12 protein-coding genes are annotated in these 18951 nt (G+C 69.4%); all 12 read right to left on the minus strand.

The window, feature by feature from the left end:
• Positions 1-24: 24 nt before the first annotated feature.
• On the minus strand, positions 25-1017 hold the full coding sequence (locus ACIA8K_RS23170; RefSeq protein WP_396062737.1) for a methyltransferase: 993 nt from the start codon (positions 1015-1017) through the stop codon (positions 25-27).
• Between the two features lie 20 nt (positions 1018-1037).
• Entirely contained in the window at positions 1038-2171 is a 1134-nt protein-coding gene (locus ACIA8K_RS23175; protein WP_396062504.1) for an aminotransferase class V-fold PLP-dependent enzyme, read from the minus strand.
• A 40-nt stretch (positions 2172-2211) separates the two neighbouring features.
• Positions 2212-2895 carry a tryptophan 2,3-dioxygenase family protein gene (locus tag ACIA8K_RS23180; protein ID WP_396062506.1) on the minus strand — a complete coding sequence of 228 codons (684 nt, stop codon included), beginning with the start codon at positions 2893-2895 and terminating at the stop codon, positions 2212-2214.
• Between the two features lie 263 nt (positions 2896-3158).
• Positions 3159-9101, minus strand: a complete 5943-nt coding sequence (locus ACIA8K_RS23185; protein ID WP_396062508.1) for an IPT/TIG domain-containing protein — start codon at positions 9099-9101, stop codon at positions 3159-3161.
• Positions 9102-9503: 402 nt separating this feature from the next.
• Positions 9504-9998 (minus strand): hypothetical protein, encoded by a 495-nt coding sequence (locus ACIA8K_RS23190; protein WP_396062510.1) that lies wholly within the window; start codon positions 9996-9998, stop codon positions 9504-9506.
• The gene (locus tag ACIA8K_RS23195; protein WP_396062512.1) at positions 9995-11092 is read right to left on the minus strand and encodes a ferritin-like protein; all 1098 of its coding nucleotides are present in this window, start codon (positions 11090-11092) and stop codon (positions 9995-9997) included. The genes ACIA8K_RS23190 and ACIA8K_RS23195 overlap by 4 nt, the downstream gene beginning before the upstream one ends.
• Positions 11089-12981 (minus strand): GMC family oxidoreductase, encoded by a 1893-nt coding sequence (locus ACIA8K_RS23200; RefSeq protein WP_396062514.1) that lies wholly within the window; start codon positions 12979-12981, stop codon positions 11089-11091. The genes ACIA8K_RS23195 and ACIA8K_RS23200 overlap by 4 nt, the downstream gene beginning before the upstream one ends.
• A gap of 23 nt (positions 12982-13004) precedes the next feature.
• Positions 13005-14408 carry a glycoside hydrolase family 15 protein gene (locus tag ACIA8K_RS23205; RefSeq protein ID WP_396062516.1) on the minus strand — a complete coding sequence of 468 codons (1404 nt, stop codon included), beginning with the start codon at positions 14406-14408 and terminating at the stop codon, positions 13005-13007.
• A 13-nt stretch (positions 14409-14421) separates the two neighbouring features.
• Positions 14422-16080, minus strand: a complete 1659-nt coding sequence (locus tag ACIA8K_RS23210) for an alpha-keto acid decarboxylase family protein (RefSeq protein ID WP_396062518.1) — start codon at positions 16078-16080, stop codon at positions 14422-14424.
• Between the two features lie 10 nt (positions 16081-16090).
• Entirely contained in the window at positions 16091-16918 is an 828-nt protein-coding gene (locus ACIA8K_RS23215; protein WP_396062520.1) for an MBL fold metallo-hydrolase, read from the minus strand.
• Between the two features lie 5 nt (positions 16919-16923).
• A complete protein-coding gene (locus ACIA8K_RS23220; RefSeq protein ID WP_396062522.1) occupies positions 16924-17985 on the minus strand; it encodes a sugar phosphate isomerase/epimerase family protein in 1062 nt (353 codons plus the stop codon).
• 37 nt (positions 17986-18022) lie between these two features.
• Positions 18023-18940, minus strand: coding sequence for a myo-inosose-2 dehydratase (gene iolE / locus ACIA8K_RS23225; RefSeq protein WP_396062524.1), 918 nt, complete (start codon positions 18938-18940; stop codon positions 18023-18025).
• Positions 18941-18951: the final 11 nt, after the last annotated feature.

The following is an 18951-nucleotide window of genomic DNA, read 5'->3' on the forward strand; positions in this document are numbered from 1 at the left end:
CACCGTGTGGGTGGGCGCCACAGGTCAGCGTGGCTTGTGGGCCACGACCAGTTCCCAGACGCCTGGCAGGACCTCGACGTCGGTGAAGCCGGTCTCCGCAAGCAGGCCGGTGTAGAACTCGACCTCGCGGAGCCGGCTGACCGCGCTGTCCGCGCCGATCAGGAAGTAGGACCAGAAGAACTGCATCGCGAGCCGGTCAGGCGTGCGGAACTCCTCGCAGATCAGCAGCAGACCGCCCGGCGGCAGCGCGTCGAACGCCTTCCGGACCAGCATGCGGGCGTCCCGGGTCGGCCAGTCGTGCAGCACCCGGACGAACGCGAGCGCGTCGTAGCCGGCCGGCAGCGGCTCGGCGAAGAAGTCGCCGCCGACGAACCCGAGCCGGTCCGGGTGGCCGCACCTCTTCCGGGTCTCCTCGACAAGCGGGCCGACCGCCGGCAGGTTGTAGACGTCGGCCCGCAGTTCCGGGGCCTTGCCGAGCACGTGCGCGGCGAGCCGGCCCGCGCCGCCGCCGACGTCGAGGAAACGCCGCCGTCCCGGCCACAGGCGGTCCGCGTGCCGGTCGAGGGTGTCCAGGACCGGCCCGAGGCCGACGGACATGCTGCGCTCGAACGCCTCCGTCTGCTCCTCGTCCTTCGGCGGCCAGGAGAACTCGTCCTCGGTCAGGCTCACCTCGCCGCGGAGGCTCTCCGCCAGACGACCGTGCAACCGCCGCCAGGGGTACGTGTCCCGGTCCCGCTCGATCGAGTCCGGCCCGACCGCGGCCGCGGCGGCGGCACGGAGCCCGCGAACCGCGCGGTAGGTCGTGTCGTTGATGTCGTCGCCCGGCTCGTCCCGTTCGAGGAACCCGAGGCTCTCCAGGCAGTCAAGGAACTTGTAGAGCCGCAACGGCTGCATCCCGAACCGCGCGGCGAGGTCGCGGAGGCTCACCGGCCCGGGTTCAAGCGCGTCGAGCAGCCCGGTCTCGAGCGCGGTCGTCACCACGTCGACCGCCTTGGAACCGTTGAAGAGCAGGCTCATCAGCGCACGGGGCGAGTACGTCACCGCGTCACCTCCTCGAGCGCGTCCATGAACGCGTCGATCTCGTCTGGTGTGTTGTAGATGTGCGGGCCGAGCCGCAGGTAGCCACGCCAGCTGCAGATCATGTCCCGCTCGGCCAGCCGGTACTTGACCGCCTCGCCGTCCGGGACGTCAAGGCAGACCACGCCGCCGCGCCGGTCCCTGTCCACCGGGCTGACCACCGGGATGCCTGCCGCGGCGGCCCGGCTGATGATCCGGTCCGTGCAGGCAAGCGAATGCGCGCGGATCGCGTCGATGCCGACGCCGCGCAGCAGGTCCAGCCCGACCTGGGAGACGAGCGAGGTGAGCGGGAACGGGGTGCCGCCGGTGAGCCGCCGCACGTCTGGTGCGAAGCCGGCGGACGGCTGGAACGTCATCGCGCGGTCGCCCGCCTGCCAGCCGGTCGCCGCGGGTTCGAGGCCGGGCAGCAGGTCGGGGCGGGCGTACAGGAAGGCGGTGCCCACGCCGCACATCCACTTGTGCGCGCCGCCGAGGACGAAGTCGACGCCGAGCGCGGTGACGTCGAGCGGCATGACGCCGACGCTCTGGAACGCGTCGACGCTCACCAGTGCGCCGACTCCGTGCGCATGTCTCACCAGGCGGTCCAGGTCGATGGTGGCCCCGGACGAGTAGCTGGCGTGCGGCACGCACACCAGCAGCGTCCGCTCGTCGATGCGCCGCAGCAGTTCGTCCTCGTCGATGTGCGGGCCGCCGGAGCTGACCACGTCTGGTTCGGCGCCGTACCGCCGGAACGCGTTCCAGATGAACGGGATCGTCGGGAACTCCAGGTCGGTCGTCACCACCCGGTTGCGGGGCGCCCGATAGTCGAAACAGGAGGCGATGCGCACCAGCAGGGTGCTCAGATTGGCGTCGACGACGACGCTGCCCGGCGCGGCACCGATGAACGCGGCCAATCCGCCGGTGTATTCGTCGAGGCCGTCGTGCCAGCCGTCCCAGGCGCTGTCACGCCAGGTGCGCAACGTTTCCCAATAGTCTTTCAGGACCTGTTCGGCGTCTTTCGGCACGAGACCTGTCGAGTTGTTATTGAGGTAGACGCAGGTGTCCAACAATGGGAACTGTTCACGGATCGTCGCCTGTATGCCCGCGGAAGTCATCTGGCGGAACCTCGCATCATCTGCCGCGCCGGGACCGGACTCATGCAAGGGTGCTCGCGCGCTGCTGCCACAGCTCGGGGAAGAAACGGTAGTCGATGAGTTTGGCGAGCATGTTCGACGGGCTGCCCGCGGTGCCGATGACGCCGTGGCTGCCGACCCGAATCGCGATCTTGTAGTGCCGCACCCGCCAGTTCGAGACCCGGTCGTCGAACTCGACCATGGCCTCCGCGAGCCGGAAGAGCGGGTCGGACGGGTCACGGGCGTAGAGCGCCGCCAGGTCGGTCCCCCGGTCGGCGAGCAGCGCGGTGAAGGCCAGGCCGAGCTTGCGGCAGGCGGTCTGGGTCTGCCGCCAGCCCGGCGACTCCGCGCCGGAACCGTTGCCGAGCGCGGGCTGCATCGCCTGGAAGTCCGCAGGCTGCAGGTGGCCGAGCATGTCGAGCTGGTCGGTGACGAGCCGTACCGCGAGCGTCGCCCTGGTGAGCAGCGACTCAGCCGAAGCAGGCTCACCCGCCTCGACCCGGGCGATCGCCTCGGCCAGTTCCGACGCCGCAAGTTTGAGCCACAGTTCGGTGGACTGGTGCGTCACCTGGAACAGCAGTTCATCCCGGTGAATGACCTCCGCCGGGCTCCTTTGCAGGTCGAGCAGCGCATCGGTACGCATGTACCGCGCATAATCGGTGTCACCCTCGCCGGGAAGTGCGGGACCATCGTTCTTCCGTTTCACGAGCGCATCCCTTCCGACCGGTCCGGGCGGTTCCGGCCCGATCCGCAGAAGATCATCGCTTGCGTAGTTATCAAATGACAATAGGTCGCGGGGAGTTGTTCTACTGTGGATTTCCACGAGCGCCGGAGCCCGTTCAGGCAATAGTTTTCGCGCGCCTATTACTGTGACGATCGTCTCGTTGCGAACTCCGGCACCGATGCGATTGTTCTGAGTGGCCGGTCAGCCCTCGCGGGTACGGACGGGCTGCCGCCGGCCCTCGGGGTTCAGTACTGGGCGCTGATGACGACCCGGCGGTTGCGCTTCTGGTTCTTGTGGTCGACCGGGTCGACAGGCCCCTTGCCGACCGTCACGATCGTGACGTTGACGCCGAGCGAGCGCAGGTACTTGCGGACCGCGTTCGCACGCTGCTTGGCGAGCTTGCGGTTGGCCCGGATCGCCGCCTTCGACGTGCGGTCTGTCTGCGTGTAGCCGGTGATCGTGATGACCTTGGCGGTCTTCAGCGAGCCGGCCAGGTTCCGCAGCACCGTCTTGGCGTTCGGGCGCAGCTTCGCCGAGTTGTACGGGAAGATGAACGACCTCATCGTGACCGTGTTGCCGACCGGCTTCGTGGTGGTGATGCTTGTCGCGGTGCAGGTGTCGTTGAGCGTGATCCAGTTGGTGTCGTTGACAGTGGTGCCGTTCGGCGCGGTGCCGGTCAGGATCAGCTGGTGCAGGCCGCTTGACACGCAGGCCTTGCCCGGCATCGTGATGATCGCGGTGAAGTCGCCGTTCGCGTCGGTCTTGCCTGACGCGATCGTGACCGGGTCGGACCGCATCTGCAGGACGTAGTCCGAGGCGGGCTGCAGGCCGCCGCCGGTCAGCTGCGCCTTGGCCCCGACCAGCTTGGTGTCGACGGCGAGGTTCAGGTCGAGGTTGAGCCGGACCGGCTCGGCCGGCACTGTGGTGGTCGGCGCCGGCGCGACTGTCGGTGCCGGGCTTCCGGTCGGGTTCGGGTTCGGCGACGGGGTGCCGATCGGGCTCGGCGTGGTGGACGGCCCCGGGGCCGGTGTGGCGGACGTGGTCGGCGACGGGACGATCACCGGGTCCTGGTCGATCGACGGGATCACCGACGGCTTCGGCGTGACCGGCGACGGTGACGGCGTGACCGGGTCGACGGGGGTCGGCGGCTCCGGCGTGACCACCACCGGCTCCGGGATGTAGCTGAACGTCGCGGTCGCCTCCGCGGTGCCGGCGACAAGCGTGATCGGCACTGTCGCGGCCACGTTCGACGCCGGCGCGGTGAACGTCAGCCGGGTGCCCTCCTCGTTGACAAGGAAGTCCGGCGACCGCAGCGTACGGTCCCCGAAGCGCACCGCCGTGACGTTGCCGAGCAGCGTGCCGGTGATCGTGACACCCGCGCTCTGCGGGATGTAGGTGTAGTTCGGCGACACGTCGGTGATGGTCGGCGGTACGGGCGTGATGAGCAGCGTGCCGCCGACGTAGACGAAACTGCCGGGGTTGCTGTAGGACGCGCCGATCGCCTCGTCGTTGAGCGCACCGGCGACCGGCACCACCCGGTACCGGCCCGGCGCGGTCGGCGGCGTGTTGAGCAGCAGCTGCCCGTCGTAGTACTCGTAGTCGAGGCCGGAGACGCTGTCGCCCTCGAAGAGACCGGCGACCTGCGCGGTCGGCGACAGCGCGTCGCCCTGGGCGATGGTCAGGTCGTCCGCGATGACGGAGATGGCCTGCGGCGCGGCGAACACCGGGAACTCGATGGTCTCGGTGGTGCCGGCCGGGTCGGTGGCCGCTACCGCCGCGGTGTAGTTGGCCGAGGCCGCCTGGGTGCCCTGGATGACGCAGGCTCCGCCGCTCACCCCGGTCACAGTGGTGCCGGAGATCGTGCAGACCGACGGCGTGAGCGAGACGAGCACGACCGGCGCGAGACCGGCACCGTCGACAGGCGCGCCGCCGCGCGTGTCGGTGACTGTGGCGGTGATCGTGGCCTGCGGGTTCTGGCTGATCAGCACGGACGGCGGGCTCACCGACAGGGTGAGCATCGCGCCGGCCTTGGTGATCGTGCCCTTGAACGTCGGCCGCGGGTTGGTGAGCGTGTAGTTGCGGGCGGTGCCGCCGGTCAACGTCAGGTCGTTGGCGAGCGTGACGGCCCGGTTCGTGCCGGGCGACGGGTCGGGGTAGGTCGCGCCGCCGCTGCCGGAGTCGATGCCCACGTCGTCGCCGCTGATCGCGCCGGAGAAGACCGGCTCGCCCGGGTTCGCGGTGGCGGTGCCGTCGTAGACCTTGTCGGCGCGGGCCGCGGTGATGGTGAGGTTCCGCGGGTTGATCGTGATCCGGGTCGACGGGCGGGTCGCGGTGTAGAAGATCGCCCGGTCGGTGCCGCTCGTCTTCATCTCGAACGACTTGACCCGCACGTCCCAGGACGCCTTCACCGCGTTGTCGGCCCCGCACTCGCCCCAGGCCACGTTCTTCGGCAGGCCGGTCTCCCAGCCGTTGTCCGGCCCCTGGCCCTCGCAGGTGGAGTTGCGGTGCTCCCAGGTCACGGCCGTGATCGGGTCGGTGGTGCTGCTCGGCGTGTAGGTGAAGTCGGACGGCTGCAACTGCCCCTTGTAGGTGAGGGTGGCGCTGCCGACGACCTTCGGCGTGACGGTGATCGGCGTGCCGGTGATCGTGAGGTGCACCGGCTCCGGGTTCTGCGTCCACAGGTAGCGGTCCGTGGCGTAACTCGCCGCGGTCCGGTTCACCCGCACGTACCAGTCGCCCGCGGCGACCGGGAGGCCGCTGCGGATCGTGTTGTTGAACCCGGCGTCGGAGGAGTACTCGTACCCGGCCGGCGACGTTGCGGTGAACGGGTTCGGGCCGTAGAACCCGGCGGTGGTGTACCCGGCCGTGTACGTCGTACCGACAGGCACGGTGAGCGGGTTGACGCTGCCGTTGATCGTGGTGGCGACGGTGGGCGTGATCGCGCAGGTGAAGCCGACGAGCCGGTCGGCGAGCCCGTCGTCGGCCGGGTCCACCTTGATGATCTTGGAGCCCCACGGGTTCGACAGCGGCGACGCCAGGCTGCTCATGCTGAACACGATCTCGCTCGGGTTCCAGCTGACCGGCGTGACCGCGGTCCCGTCGACGGTGACCGTGCCGGTCGCGGACCCGAACACGCCGCCGCTGTTGGAGACCGTGACCGAGGCCGGGGTCAGCGGGACGCCGCCGGAGCCCACCGCGGCGGACTGCATGCAGAACCCGTGGAACGGCGACGCCGCGACCGTGATGCCCTCGTCGAGATATTCCAGGCCCTGCTCCCGCGCGACGGTGCCGCCGGGCGTGACCACCTCGACGCGCTTCCAGCCCGGATCGGTGATCGTGCGCGGCGCGCTGAACGTCAACGACGTGGCGGTGACGCTGCCCGGCGTGGACGTGACCGGCTCGCCGTTCGCATCGGTGCTCGGGTACACCCGCACGGCTGTCGCGCCGGTCAGGTTCGTACCGCTGAGCGTGAACGTGTTCGTCGGGTCGCTGCCGGGCAGGAACATGTTCGCCGCCGGGTGGTCGAGCGCGGGGGCGGCCACGATCCGGGTGATCGCCGGGCGGGCCAGCGCGCCGATGTACTGCAGCGCGCCGTCACGCGTGGCGGCCAGCGGCGAACCGGCCGGGGTGATCACCGCCTGGGCCGGTCCGGCGGTCTGCGCCGGTGCGGCGAACGTGATGAGCGTGTCCGACCAGCCGGTCGGTGTCACTGTCGCGCTGCCCACCTTCAGCGTGCCGGAACTCCCGAAACCGGTGCCCTGCACGCGGACCCGGGTGCCACCGGCGACCGGCACGGTAAGCACGCCGCCGGAGTCCTCGACGCTCTCGTCCGCGTTGCGGTAGACGTCGTCGTACGGGTCCGCGCCGAAGTAGCTGATGGCCGGCGCGGTGACCCGCACGGTGCTCTTGAACGAGGTCGCCGATCCGGCCGGTGTGACTGTCACAGTCAACGGGCCGGCCGTGGTCGTCGGCACCGCGACGCCGCTGATCGTCGTGCCGCTGTTCGTGCTGCTGTACGCCACCGCGTTGGCGGAGCCGACCTTGACAGTGCCGCCGGCGCCGAAGCCCCCGCCGGTGATCGTGACCGTGGCCGCGCCGCCGATGGCGTAGGACGGGACGGTGGCCGGGAAGACCGACGCGATCCCCTTGTCCGGAAGCACGGTCAGCCCGCCCGCCGAGGTGCGCAGCCCGGTGACCGCGCCGACGACCACGTCTGTGGGGCCGGGGCCGCCGACCGCCGGGATCTCCACGACGATCGACGCCGGCGTGGAGGACACCACCCGGGCCCAGACACCGCCGATGCTGACGCCGACCGTGCCGGACGGGCCGAAGGCCGTACCGCTGATGGTGATCTCGTCGCCGGAGGCGCCGGACGCGGGGCTGATCCCGGAGATGACCGGCAGCGTGCCCGGCGCGACGAGCGTGAGAGCCGCCGGCGCGGAGATGCCGCCGCCGAGCGACGACGAGACCTGCACGTCGACCTGACCGGGCCCGGCCAGGGTGATCGGCACGACCGCGGTGAGCTTGGTGTCGCTGACCCGGGTGACGAGCGGCGACTTCACGCCGCCGATGATCACGGTCGGCCGGCCGGACAGCCCGAACCCGGCGCCGGTGAGCGTGACCACGGATCCGCCGCTCGCGGCCACGGTGCCGGGGGTGATCGAGGCGATGGACGGCTTCGCGGCGTAGGTGAACGGCGTGGCGACCTTCGACGTGCCGACCGGGGTCGTGAGCGTCACGGTCGCCGGGCCGGGCGTGGCGCTCGGCGGCACGGTGTACTCGAGCACGTCGAGGCCGTTGAAGTACACGTTCACGTCGTCGGACTCGTAGTGGCTCCCGTCGACGATGTTGCTCAGTGACGCGGTGACGCCGCCGATCGTCAGGTCGGGCGCGCACTCGCCGCACATCAGGAAGCGCCCCCGGACCCGCAGCGTCGTCCCGCCGGTGAGCGGGCCGCCAAGCGGCGAGATGCTCACGTTCGACGGCACCGGCGCCTTCCAGGTGATCGCCTTCGTCAGCAGCGTCTGGCAGCCGTCGTTACCGCCACCCAGCGCGGACGCGTCCTTGCCGCCCTCGCACCGCGCGACGTGCACGGTCCGCGGGCCGTCCCCGTCCCACGGCTCGCGCTGCCAGATCGGGAAGTCCGCGTAGACGGTTGTCGTGCCCTCGCCGGTGTAGCCCCACCAGTCCAGATCTAGCTCGCGGCCCTTGGCGTCGCTGATCCAGTAGCGCAGCGAGGCGCCGGCCGTGACGCCCGGGCCCTTGACCGTGATCGGGGTGCCGACCGTGACTGTGGCCGGGGCCTCGATGCTGTTCACCGCGTACGACGTGGTGTACGTGATCGCGTTCTTGCTCGTCCCCCAGCCGATGAGCGAGTGCCCGAAGGCATTGCACCGGGTACGGATCGTCAGGTCGACAGTGCCCGGCGTGAAGTCCGTGGCGGCCGGCAGATCCACAAGCAGCCGGTTCACGCCGGTGTCCGGGTCGATGGTGTTCTCGAGCACCTCGGCCCGGTTCTCCCCGACAATCACCCGCGGCGTGCTGCAGTAGTCCATGTCCGGGGCGTTGCGCACGGTGATCGTCGACCGGCCGCCGCCGAGCACCGTGGTCGTCGTACGGCCGACGTCGATGATCTGCGGGCTCGGCGCCGCGTCCCGCCACACAGTCACCCGGTAGACCCGGGTGGTCACCGCGTCCGCGGCCGTCACGGTGATCACCAGGTCGTTCGCGCCACGAACCGGCTCAAGCGTGCCGTCACCGTCGGAGAGGCCGAGCATCACACCGTTGAGCGTCGCCGCGATCGTCGCGCCGGCCGCGCGGGCGTTGCTCTCGAACGCCAGCGCGCTCTCCGCGGTGACCACGTGGTAGTGGTAGCGCTCCGCGGCGAAGCCGGGGGACATCGGCCAGGTCGCGCCGCCGTAGATGTCGATCAGGTCAAGCGCCGCGTCCGACGTCGGCGCGGTGAGCACGGACGCGACGCCGGGCTCCGGGTCGACGTCCGCGGGCGTGGACCTGGTCGCACCCCAGATCGAGCCCTCCGGGCGTTCCGCGCCGCCAGGCCAGCCGACCGGCCGCTGCCGCACCGGGCCGTCCTCGTCGTCCAGGGGGGCTGCGGCCTCGGCGGCGGGCGGCGCTTCCAGGGGCGCCGCTTCCGCCGTGGACGGCGGTGCCACAACCAGTCCGGCCACCAGGAGAGCGAGCGCGGAACAGACCGCACCCTTTGAAAACGTGATCATTCCCGTGCCCCCGCCCGCGTGATCCGCAACAATCGAATCCTTCCGGAACGGCGCACCTTATGAGGCTTTATCGGGAAATCAGAAGCCACACCGCCGGGCGATCGCCCACGCTGTTGGCGCCGGCGCGAGCAGAACACTTCGATATCTCGCGATGGCGGCCGTGGCCGTGGCCGTGACAGGTCCCGTCCGTTCTGGCAAAGCTTTCGCGGGCGAGCTGAACGGCTGAGCCCGTCCCGCAGCATCGCGGGACGGGCTCAGTACCGTCCGATAAGGACAGATGCGTGACGAAACCGCACATAGATCCGGAACGGTGCGGGAACCTGAGGTCGCCGTCCGGCGGGCGGACGTCGAGCGCTAGGCGGTGAGCGAGTGTGGGATGGCGGAGGCGGGCAGTTCCGGGATGCGTGGTGGGGACGCCCAGGAGGCGTACCCGGGAGCACGGGCTCCCGGCGGGTTGGCGCCGATCGCGTACCAGAGGAGGCCCTGGGTGTAGGCCTGCGGCGAGGCGGTGAACGTGCCCGGCCGCCCGGCCGGGCTGAACCGCGCGGTCCAGTCGTCGGGCAGCGCGAACCAGACGCCGCAGTACCAGAGCTTGATGATGTTGCGGGCGATCGGCCCCAGCCGGTCGTCACCGAGCACGGCCCCGGTCAGCTGGGCCGCGCGCGCCTGCTCGTCGCCGGTTTCGGTCACCCGTGCGCGGTAGGCGCTGAGCAGGTCGGCCAGGTTCCGCTCGCCGACCACCGCCGTGACAACGTCTAGATAGGACTCCGCCTGGCCGGTGCCGAGCAGGTCGAACTCGGTGAAACCGGTGACCTCCGCGGAGAACGCCACGAAATCGTCAAGGCTCATGACCGGTCCTCCGGCGCTCGGGTGAAGACCGGGGACGCGTGGACGCCGGGCCGGCCGGGGAACGGGTTGCGGATCAGGTGCTCGATGTCGTCGCGGAGCCGGAACATCCACGGTACGGCGTCGAGCAGCTTCTGCGGCGCGCCGTCGTAGGCGGCGGTGAGGAACCCGAGGAAGTCCGCGTACGTCTGCTGGAAGCGTTGTGCCGCCTCAAGGACAGGCGAGCCGTCCGGATAGTCGGACAGCGCCGCGTCGATCGCGACCGGGTAGACCGCGGCGAAGTCCATGTCCAGCGGCGGCCCGCTCGGCCGGCCTGGCACGTCGCCCTTCTGGTAGTAGTGCCCCAACTGCAGCTGCTGGTACCGGTAGTAGTGCGACAGCTCCCCCTCGCCGTCGTAGATCCCGCCGCCCAGCCCTTCCCCCTGCTCGGTGATCAGCTCCAGCGCGCGCAGCGCGGACGCGAGATCGTGGACCACCACCACCTCGCCGCCGCCGGAGTAGAAGTACTCCGGGCCCACCTGCCGGGTGATGTCGCCGGAGAAGAGCCTGTCGCCCTGCTCCCGATGGAGGTGGCGCAGCCCGCGGTCGATCTCCTCGTAGAACTCACCGATGCTGTAGAAGCGCCGGCTCGGGTCGAGCGGGCTGGCCGCCAGCACGGTGCCGGCGCCGAGGTCCGGGCGGGGCAGCAGGCGACTGCTCTCGTTCGGGGCCTTGGCCGGGCGCTCGATGTTGAGGAACGTGGTCACCGCCGCCTGGGAGAACGGTCCCACGCTCACCAGGAAGTCGATCTCACCGCTCGGCAGGTGCGCGGGATAGCGCGGGACGAAGTCGTCGGCGGTGAGGTCGACCCGGAATCCGAGCGCGTTCATCACGTTCGCGACAAGCGTCAGGTGGAGCATCTCCTCGACCGCGACCACCCGGATCAGGTGCCGGGCGTCGGAGTTCGCCCCGGGATGCAGGGAGTACAGCGCGGTCAGGTAGGGCGGGATGGTGGCGTGTTCCAGGCGCAGCGCGGCGTTGAGATACGCCTCCAGCTCCGCGATCGTGTCGATCTCGGCCGGCAGCCGGCGTTCGGCGGTCAGGGTCTGCGGGGTCATCGGGCGCCAATCGTCGCGAGGGTCACCGGCCGGTCCTGACGCCGCAGCTCCTGGATTAGGTGCTTGGCCGTACGCAGGCAGAGCGCGGTGGAGGTCAGCGTGGTGTTGGCCGTGCCGATCGTGGGCATGCTGCCGCCGCCGACCAGGTAGAGGTTCTCGTGCTCCCAGCTGCGCTGATTGTCGTCGACTACGGACGTGCCGGGGCTGGTACCCATCACGTGCGTACCGGCCAGGTGGTTGCCGCCGAGGATCCGGTAGCCCTCGCCGCCGAACTCCACGTAGCCGTACTCCGCCGGGTCGTAGCGTGTGTGGTCCTCCGCGCCGAGCTTGCCGAACAGCTGCCGCGAGACGTCACGGGCGAACGCGGCGCCGCGCATCGTGTAGTCCGGAACCGTGAACGAGATGACAGGTCGCATGTTGCCCAGCTCGTCGCGGTAGCGCGGGTCGACAGTGACCCGGTTGTTCCGGTCCGGCAGCACCTCGATCATGTGGGCCAGCAGCAGCTGGCTGCTGACCTGGTCGACAAGCGACCGGCGCAGCCCGAACCCGTGCTGGTTCTCGTCGACGATCCGGACCAGGTCTGTCACCGGAGCGCCGGTCGCCCAGCCCCAGCCGTCGTTGTGGATGTCGACGCTGAAACTGGCCCGGTCGCGGCGGAACCGGCCGCCGCGCAGGTCGGTGATGCCCGAGGTGCAGTTCGTCCCGCGCATCGTGCCGGCGATCTTCGGCAGCCGGGCCCAGGTGAGCAGGTAGGCGTGGTCCATAAGATTCCGGCCGATCAGATCCGCGCGGTTCTGCAGCCCGGAGGCGAGCATCAGCCGCGCGTTCTCGATCGCGTTCGTCGCGAGCACGTAGGTGCGGCCCTGTGCGAATCCGGTCTCGTACGCGGTGGAGTTCGGATCCCTGTAGCGCCGGTACTCGATCTTGGTGACCCGGCCGGTCTCCGCGTCCGTGTGCACCTGGTACGCGACCGCTTGGGCGAGCAGGTCGACGTCGCGGTGAAGCGTGGCCGCAAGCGTCTTGCCGGCGTGGTACTTCGCCTGGACCGGGCAGATCGGCACGCAGTTGTTGTTGCCCTGGCAGCGGCCGCCCTCCTCGACCTGGTGGGTGCTTACCGCGCCGACCGGCCTGAAGCCGCGTCCGGCGTCGTAGGCGGGGTTCGGAATGCCGTTGCGGCCCTGCGGGAACGGGCGGACCCGGATCGAGATCTCCTCGTTCTCGCCGGCCGTCACAGTGGTGCCGTCGATGCCCTCCGCCACGGTCTTGTCGAGGTAGGACGCGGGCAGTCCGCGCATCGGGAACACGTAGTCCGGCGGGTAGTGCAGGCCGAGGTACTTCTGGTCCTCGACGTCGGCCGACACGCCGATCTCCCGTTCCGCCTCGCGGTAGAGCGGTTCCAGCTCGTCGTACCCCATCGGCCAGGCGAGCCCCTGCCCGTACCGGTCCGCGAGCTCGAAGTCCTCCGGGAGCATCCGCAGGATCTTCGCCTCCCAGTGCATGGTCGTGCCGCCGAGCACCCGGGTGTACGTGGTGTCAGTGGAGTGCGGGCCGTTCTGCACCAGGTATCCGCCGGTGTTCGGGCCGCCGCCGGGCGTCAGTGGGCGGGCATCGGTGCTGCGCGGCATCGGGACCGGCGGGAGCACCGGGTACGGCGCCTGGTTGTCCTTCGACGCCGTGCCGTAGAAGCGGTTCAGGTACGTCTCGTACCCGCTGATTGTCAGGTCGTCGGCCGGGGCCGCCTCGAGCAGCAGGACCGAGCGGCCCTCCCGGCTGAGACGGTCCGCGATGATCGCGCCGGAGATCCCGGCGCCGACGATGACGACGTCGTAGACGCGACCGGCGACGTCAGTGGAATCGGTGCGGGCCGCAGCCCCTTCGGGAAAGATCACGACATTCTCCTTCCGTTCCGGGCTCAGCCCTGGACGTTGAGGCCGGTCTTGGCCCGCACCGCGGACAGGTACGCGGCATAGCTCCAGGTCAGGTTGCTCACGCTGCGGCAGTAGCCGGTGGTGCCGTCGAACTGCTCGCTCAGTTCGAGGTTGTCGCTGTGGTAGATGACCGCCTGCAGCATCTGGTCACCTGCCTGTTCCAGCGCGGCGGCCGCGTTCTGCGTCGACGTGCTCTCGGTGACGCCAATCTGGGCGAAGAACGGGGTGGAGAGCGCGTCGTACGGCAGCGCTCCCCCGCCGCGCACCTCGGCCGCGAGCCGGTAGTACAGCTCCGCGAAGTTGCAGGTGGTAAGCGCCCACGGGTGACCGCCCGGCACCGGGTCGGAGACCTCGCCGTCGTAGGTGTCGCCCGGATAGCGGCCCATCATCGGCCCGATCCCCAGCCGCTCGTCGGCCAGGTTAACCGGGTAGACGGTCGGCGCCGCCGGGTCCGCCCACTGCGAGCGCAGTTCCGCGGCGGTGGCGAGCAGCCGGGTGTCGGTGACCGGCACGGCGCCGTAGATCGCGGCCATCACGATGTCGATGTTCGGGTCGTAGCCGGGCCCGGCCGGGTCGGCGGGCGGCGTGCCGTCCCCGATCAGGCTCAGATAGCGCAGGCCGTCCCAGTGGGTGGCAAGCGCGTTCCGCAGCCAGTCGATCGCCTCCTGACATCCAGCGGGTACGGGGATGCCGATCGTGTTGGCCGCGATCGCCTGGAAGCAGCGCAGCTGGGCCGACCGGGCGAAGAACGAGTAGCCGGAGTGCTCCTCCCACAGGTTCGTGGTCTGCTGCCGGTACGCGTCCGCGAGGAAGTCGAGGTTGCGGCCGATCACCTGGCGGGCGAGCGTCTGGGTGGGCTCGTCAAGCTGCGCGAACGCCTGCAGGATCGCGATCGTCTGCAGCGCCGGGCCGTCGTTCTGCTCGGTCCACGGGCGGGAGACGCCCTCGATCGTAAAGCAGGCGTGGGCGAGCGTCGGGATCGCGTTGCCCTGGCAGATCGCGGCGAACCTGACGTAGTCCTCAAGCGGTTCGACACCGGCGTTCGGCCTGACCGGGATGCCGGCCGCGGCCAGCTCCATCGCGGTGATCGCGGCGTCGCGGGTCCAGTTGAACACGTAGTCCTGGTCGACACCGGGCGAGTTCGCCGGGAACGACGGCGCCGCGATCACGCAACCCGGCGCGGAGAACCGCCCCGGCTCCACCGGGTCCTCGAAGAGGAAGCCCGGCGTGGCGACGTTGCGCATCATCAGGCTGAGCATGTGCTGCGCGATCACCCGGAAGTCGGTGCGACGCACGCCGGCCAGCACGTTCTGGGAGTCCTGCCCGGCGTACTCCGATCCGGATCGGGCCCGGGTGTGGGTGTCGGGTTCCAGGGTTGTTGCGGTCATGTGCGGCTCCTCGCTAGTTCGTCTTCCATTTCGCGTTATCGGGAATCGACCTGCCGTCCACGACGACCTCGACGATGGACGGGCTGCCCGTGTTCGCAAGCGCGCCCGTGACTGCCTCCTTGAGCTCCACATAGGTGCTCGCCCGCCAGCCCTGGCAGCCGAAGACGTCGGCAAGCCGGCTGTAGTTCCACGGGTGCAGCACGCAGGACTTGTAGAACGGCTTCGCGGTGTCGAAGACCGACGCGTCCGCGAGCCACTGCTCCACGCCGTAGACGCCGTTGTTGAGCACGAAGATGATCGGGTCGAGGCCGAAGCGGGTCTGCACCGACAGGCACTGGGCGGTCATCTGGAACCCGCCGTCGCCGGAGAAGACAAGCACCCGCTGGTTCTCGTTCTTGGCGAGGCAGATGCCGGTCGCGGCCGGCGCGCTGTAGCCGATCGACGAGTACGACGACTGCGCGACGAACCCGCCGGCCGTCGGCACGGTGAGCAGCAGGCTTCCGAAGTAGTTGAGGCTCGCGTCGCTGGCGATGATCGTGTTCTCGTCCACGTACTGCGCGATCGTGTCGTAGAACCCCTGGTAGGTGAGGCTGTCCCCGTGCGGCTCGGTGAGCGTCGCGGTGTTCACCGGCGTCCGCGGCCGGGCCGGCGTGGTGCGGGTGACCGGGTCGGCGAGCAGTCCGTCGATCAGGTGCTCAAGCGCGACCTGCGGGCTGAAGAACGTGCCGTCCTTGACCGTGTCGAGCGACACGAACGCGGTCCGGCCGAAGTCGACGTCCCAGCCGAGCGAGTTGATGTCGGTCAGCCAGACGCCGAGCGCCAGCACCAGATCGGCGTCGTGGATCAGGTCCTTGACCGCGGGCGAGGACGCCTGGCCGTCGAACACGCCCGCGAACAACGTGTCGTCCTCGGACAGCACCGCCTTGCTCAGCAGCTCGGTGACGTACGGGATCTGCAACTGGCGGAGCAGGCTCTCCGCCTTGGCGTGCAGGCCGAAGCGGTCGATCTCCACGCCCACCCAGACGACCGGGCTCTCTGCCGCGGACAGCCGCTCCCGGATTCGGGTGACAGACTCCTGGAGGTTCGCCGGGTCCGACATGGTGCGGCCGGGCGTCAGCGTGCCGGCCGGCCGCGGGCAGCTCAGGTCGATCATGTCCTGGAGCAGCTCGATGTAGACCGGGCGCCGGTCGGTGATGCACGCCGACAGCGCGTAGTCGATGAGCATCGGCGCCTGGTCGGGGTTGTCCACCCGTACCGCCGCGGCCGTGAGGTGTTCGAAGGACTGCAGATCCGTCTCGCGGCCGGTGATGAAATGATGCGAGCTGACACCGGTCTGCTCGAACGCGAGCGTCTTCTTGATGCTCGGAGTGCCGTTGATGAGCACCACAGGCACCTTCTCCACAAAGGCGCCGGCGATCGCGTTCACAGTGCACAACGCGCCTGCCGAATAGGTGACGCAGAGCGCGCCGATTCCCTTCAGCCTGGCGTATCCGTCGGCCGCGTAACCGGCGTTGAGCTCGTTCACCTCCTCGATGACCTCGATGTCGCTCGGCTCGACGTAGCCGTTCACCCAGCCGATCGAATAGTCCCCCGCGATCGAGAACAGATGCCCCAGGCCAAGCTGCCGGAGCCGGTCGACCAGGTAATTCCCTACCGTGTATTCCGGTTGCATGATCGCCGCCCTAGTAGTCCCGCGAGTCGCCGAACAACCGCGGCAGATAGATGTCGAAGATGCCGGGGCACCGCCGCTCGGGATAGCGCCGCAGCAGGAACTCCTTGAACGCGTCGCCGGTCAGCCCGTCGGAGACCGCCTGCCGGGCCGCCGTGAGGTACTCGATGTTCCGGGCGACCTCGTTCTTGTCGGCCGGCAGCCCGTGCCCCGGCAGGAACAGCTCGTAGTCCGAGGTCAGCAGCTCCTCAAGCACACTGATCCAGTGCCCCATCTCCTGGGTCAGATAGAGATGCGTGCCGCTGTAGAGCAGGTCCTGGGCGAACCACACGCCCAGTTCCGGGAGCTTGACCGTGAGGTGAAAGTCCACCTCCGTTTCGACAACTTTCCCGAGGTGGTACGTGACGCCGTCGACGACGCATTCGCCAGGCTCGGCGACCTCCTTCGGAACGACGATCCGCTCCGGCATGAGATCGCCCAGTTTCCAGTGGTCGCTCAGCGAGTCCTCACCGTGATCCCGGATGAAGTCGGCGGTCTCGGAAAGGGCATGCACGGGTACGTCGTCGAACGCGGCACCCAGCCCGAACCAGTGATCCGGATGCCGGTGCGAGAGGTACAGCCGGTCGATCGGCTTTCCCAGCCCGTCCGCATACTCCCGGAACTTCTTCGCGTACGGCACGAGGAACTGGCCGTCGATGAGCACCAGGCAGTTCCGGCTCTCCACGATGTGCGTGGCATTCGCGATGTTGTTGCCGGTGAACGACGAGACGAACGTGTGGATGCGGACGTCGCCGGCCTTCTTGACGACCATGCGCACCGGGTCTGATACCTGAGTCAGCATCTCGTTCAGCCCCGCGCCCCGGCCATCAGCGACGGTACCGACCGGGACAGCGCGGACGCGGCGATCCGCTCCCGCAGCTCCTCAAGCCCGGCACCGGCCACGTCGTAGGCGCTGGCCCGGCCCGGCTCCGGCGCGTCCTCGCCCGGCCGCCAGAAGCGCCGGCGCGCCATCCGCATCGAACTGTCGAACGGCGGAATCGCGTTGAACACCTCGACCAGGTACGGCCCGCGGTAGACCGGCTCCAGCTCGTTGAGCATCAGTTCCCACGGAATCCAGCTGTCCCGGACCGCGCCCCGGTCTGGCGCGGAGATGTGCACGTAGGTCAGCCGGTTCTGCCGGGCGGCGCGTGCCACGTTGTCCCGGAACACCGCCGGGCCCTGGCTCTCCATCACCACCTGCGCGGTGTCGAGCGTGACACCGGCGCCGAAGATCTCGCCGTCGTCGAGGAAGTCAAGCGCCTCGGAGACCATGTTCGGCGGCGGCGACTCCCAGCTCTTGATCGGCTCCAGCGCCAGCTTCACGCCCTTGCCGCCGGCGTAGTCGGCAAGCTCCCGGAACAACGCGTGCGCCACCTGATATCGCGGCCGCATCCAGTCCTGAAGCGCGTCGCTCCAGATCTGCTCGCCGGCATCGGTGGTCGGGAAAACGCCGTAGGGGTACAGGAACGGGCCCGACATGATCGAGTCGCCGTTGCCGAGGATCTCCGTGATGTCGACGCGCGACTGGAGGTAGGCAAGTGCCTGAGCGCGCTGTTCCGTGTACGGCGACGTCGGGTCGAAGCTCCGGGTCGTACCCACGTTTGTGGTGAATCTTGTGTCCTGAAGCCCTGCCGCGTCGAACGCCCTCTTCAAGCGCGTGTAGCTGTTCACCTCCTCCCGCAGGCCGGAGGTCGCGCTCCCGATCCCGTTCCCTGGCGCGATATGCACGTCGAAACCGTCGTAGCCCATGTCGGTGAGGGCCTTGAGATGGTCGACCAGAATCCGGGTGTACGCCGTGTCGTCCGGCCGCAGATCGGCCGTGAACATGAAGAAGCTGAAGTAGATCTGTCGCCTGGCTGTGTCGCTCATGGAGATTGCTCGCTGTTCTGGTTGTGCGGTCGGCCGGTTACCACCCCAGGACGTCGGCCAGGTAGGCGCGCGCCTTCTTCGCGTACTCAAGCGGATTGGCCTTGTTGGGGTCCTGTTCCGCCTCCACGACAAGCCACCCGCGGTAGTCCGCGTCCGCGAGCACCTCGAGAATCGGCCGAAAGTCGATCGCGCCGTCGCCCGGGACCGTGAACACGCCGGCCTCGACCGCGTCCTGGAACGACAGGCCCTCCTCCCGGACCCGGCTCACCACCTCCGGCCGGATGCTCTTCATGTGCACGTGACCGATCCGCCCCGCGTAGGCGCGTGCCATGTCAAGCGGATCGTCGCCGGCGAACGCGATGTGCGCGGTGTCGAGCAGCAGCGACACCAGATCCGGGTCGGTCGAGGCCATCAGCCGGTCCACGTCCGCGCGGGTCATCACGCCGGTGCCCATGTGATGGTGGTAGCTGAGCCGCATCCCGGCCGAGTGGGCGATCTTGCCCAGCTCCTCCAGGCCGGACGCCAGCGCGTCCCACTGCGCGTCGGTGAAGACCGGCCGGTTCGCGAACACATCGACCGGCAGCAGGTGCGACGACGCGCCGAACTCGGCCACCACAAGCTCGTTCCCGCCGAGCGCCTTGATCCTCGCCAGCGTCTCCTCGAAGCTGTCGATCGTCTTCTGCCGCATCTTCGCGATCGTGAAATAGGTGCTCGTCCACGGCTCGGAGACCTGCAACCCGCGCAGCTCCAGCGCGGCCCTGAGCTCCGCCGAGTCGGACGGATACTTGTGACCGATGCTGCACCCCTGGAACCCGGCCAGCGCCATCTCGCTCACCGCCTGGGCGAACGGGATTCCGGCGTCGATCGTGGGAAAGTCGTCGTTCCACCAGAGCGTGCAGCAGACGCCCAGCTTGACCTTGTCCGGGCCCAGGCGCGAGCCCAGTGCTGCTGTCATGTCGTCGCCTC

Origin of the sequence: Catenuloplanes sp. NPDC051500, assembly GCF_044454585.1 — a bacterium.
Taxonomy (GTDB): Bacteria; Actinomycetota; Actinomycetes; order Mycobacteriales; family Micromonosporaceae; genus Catenuloplanes.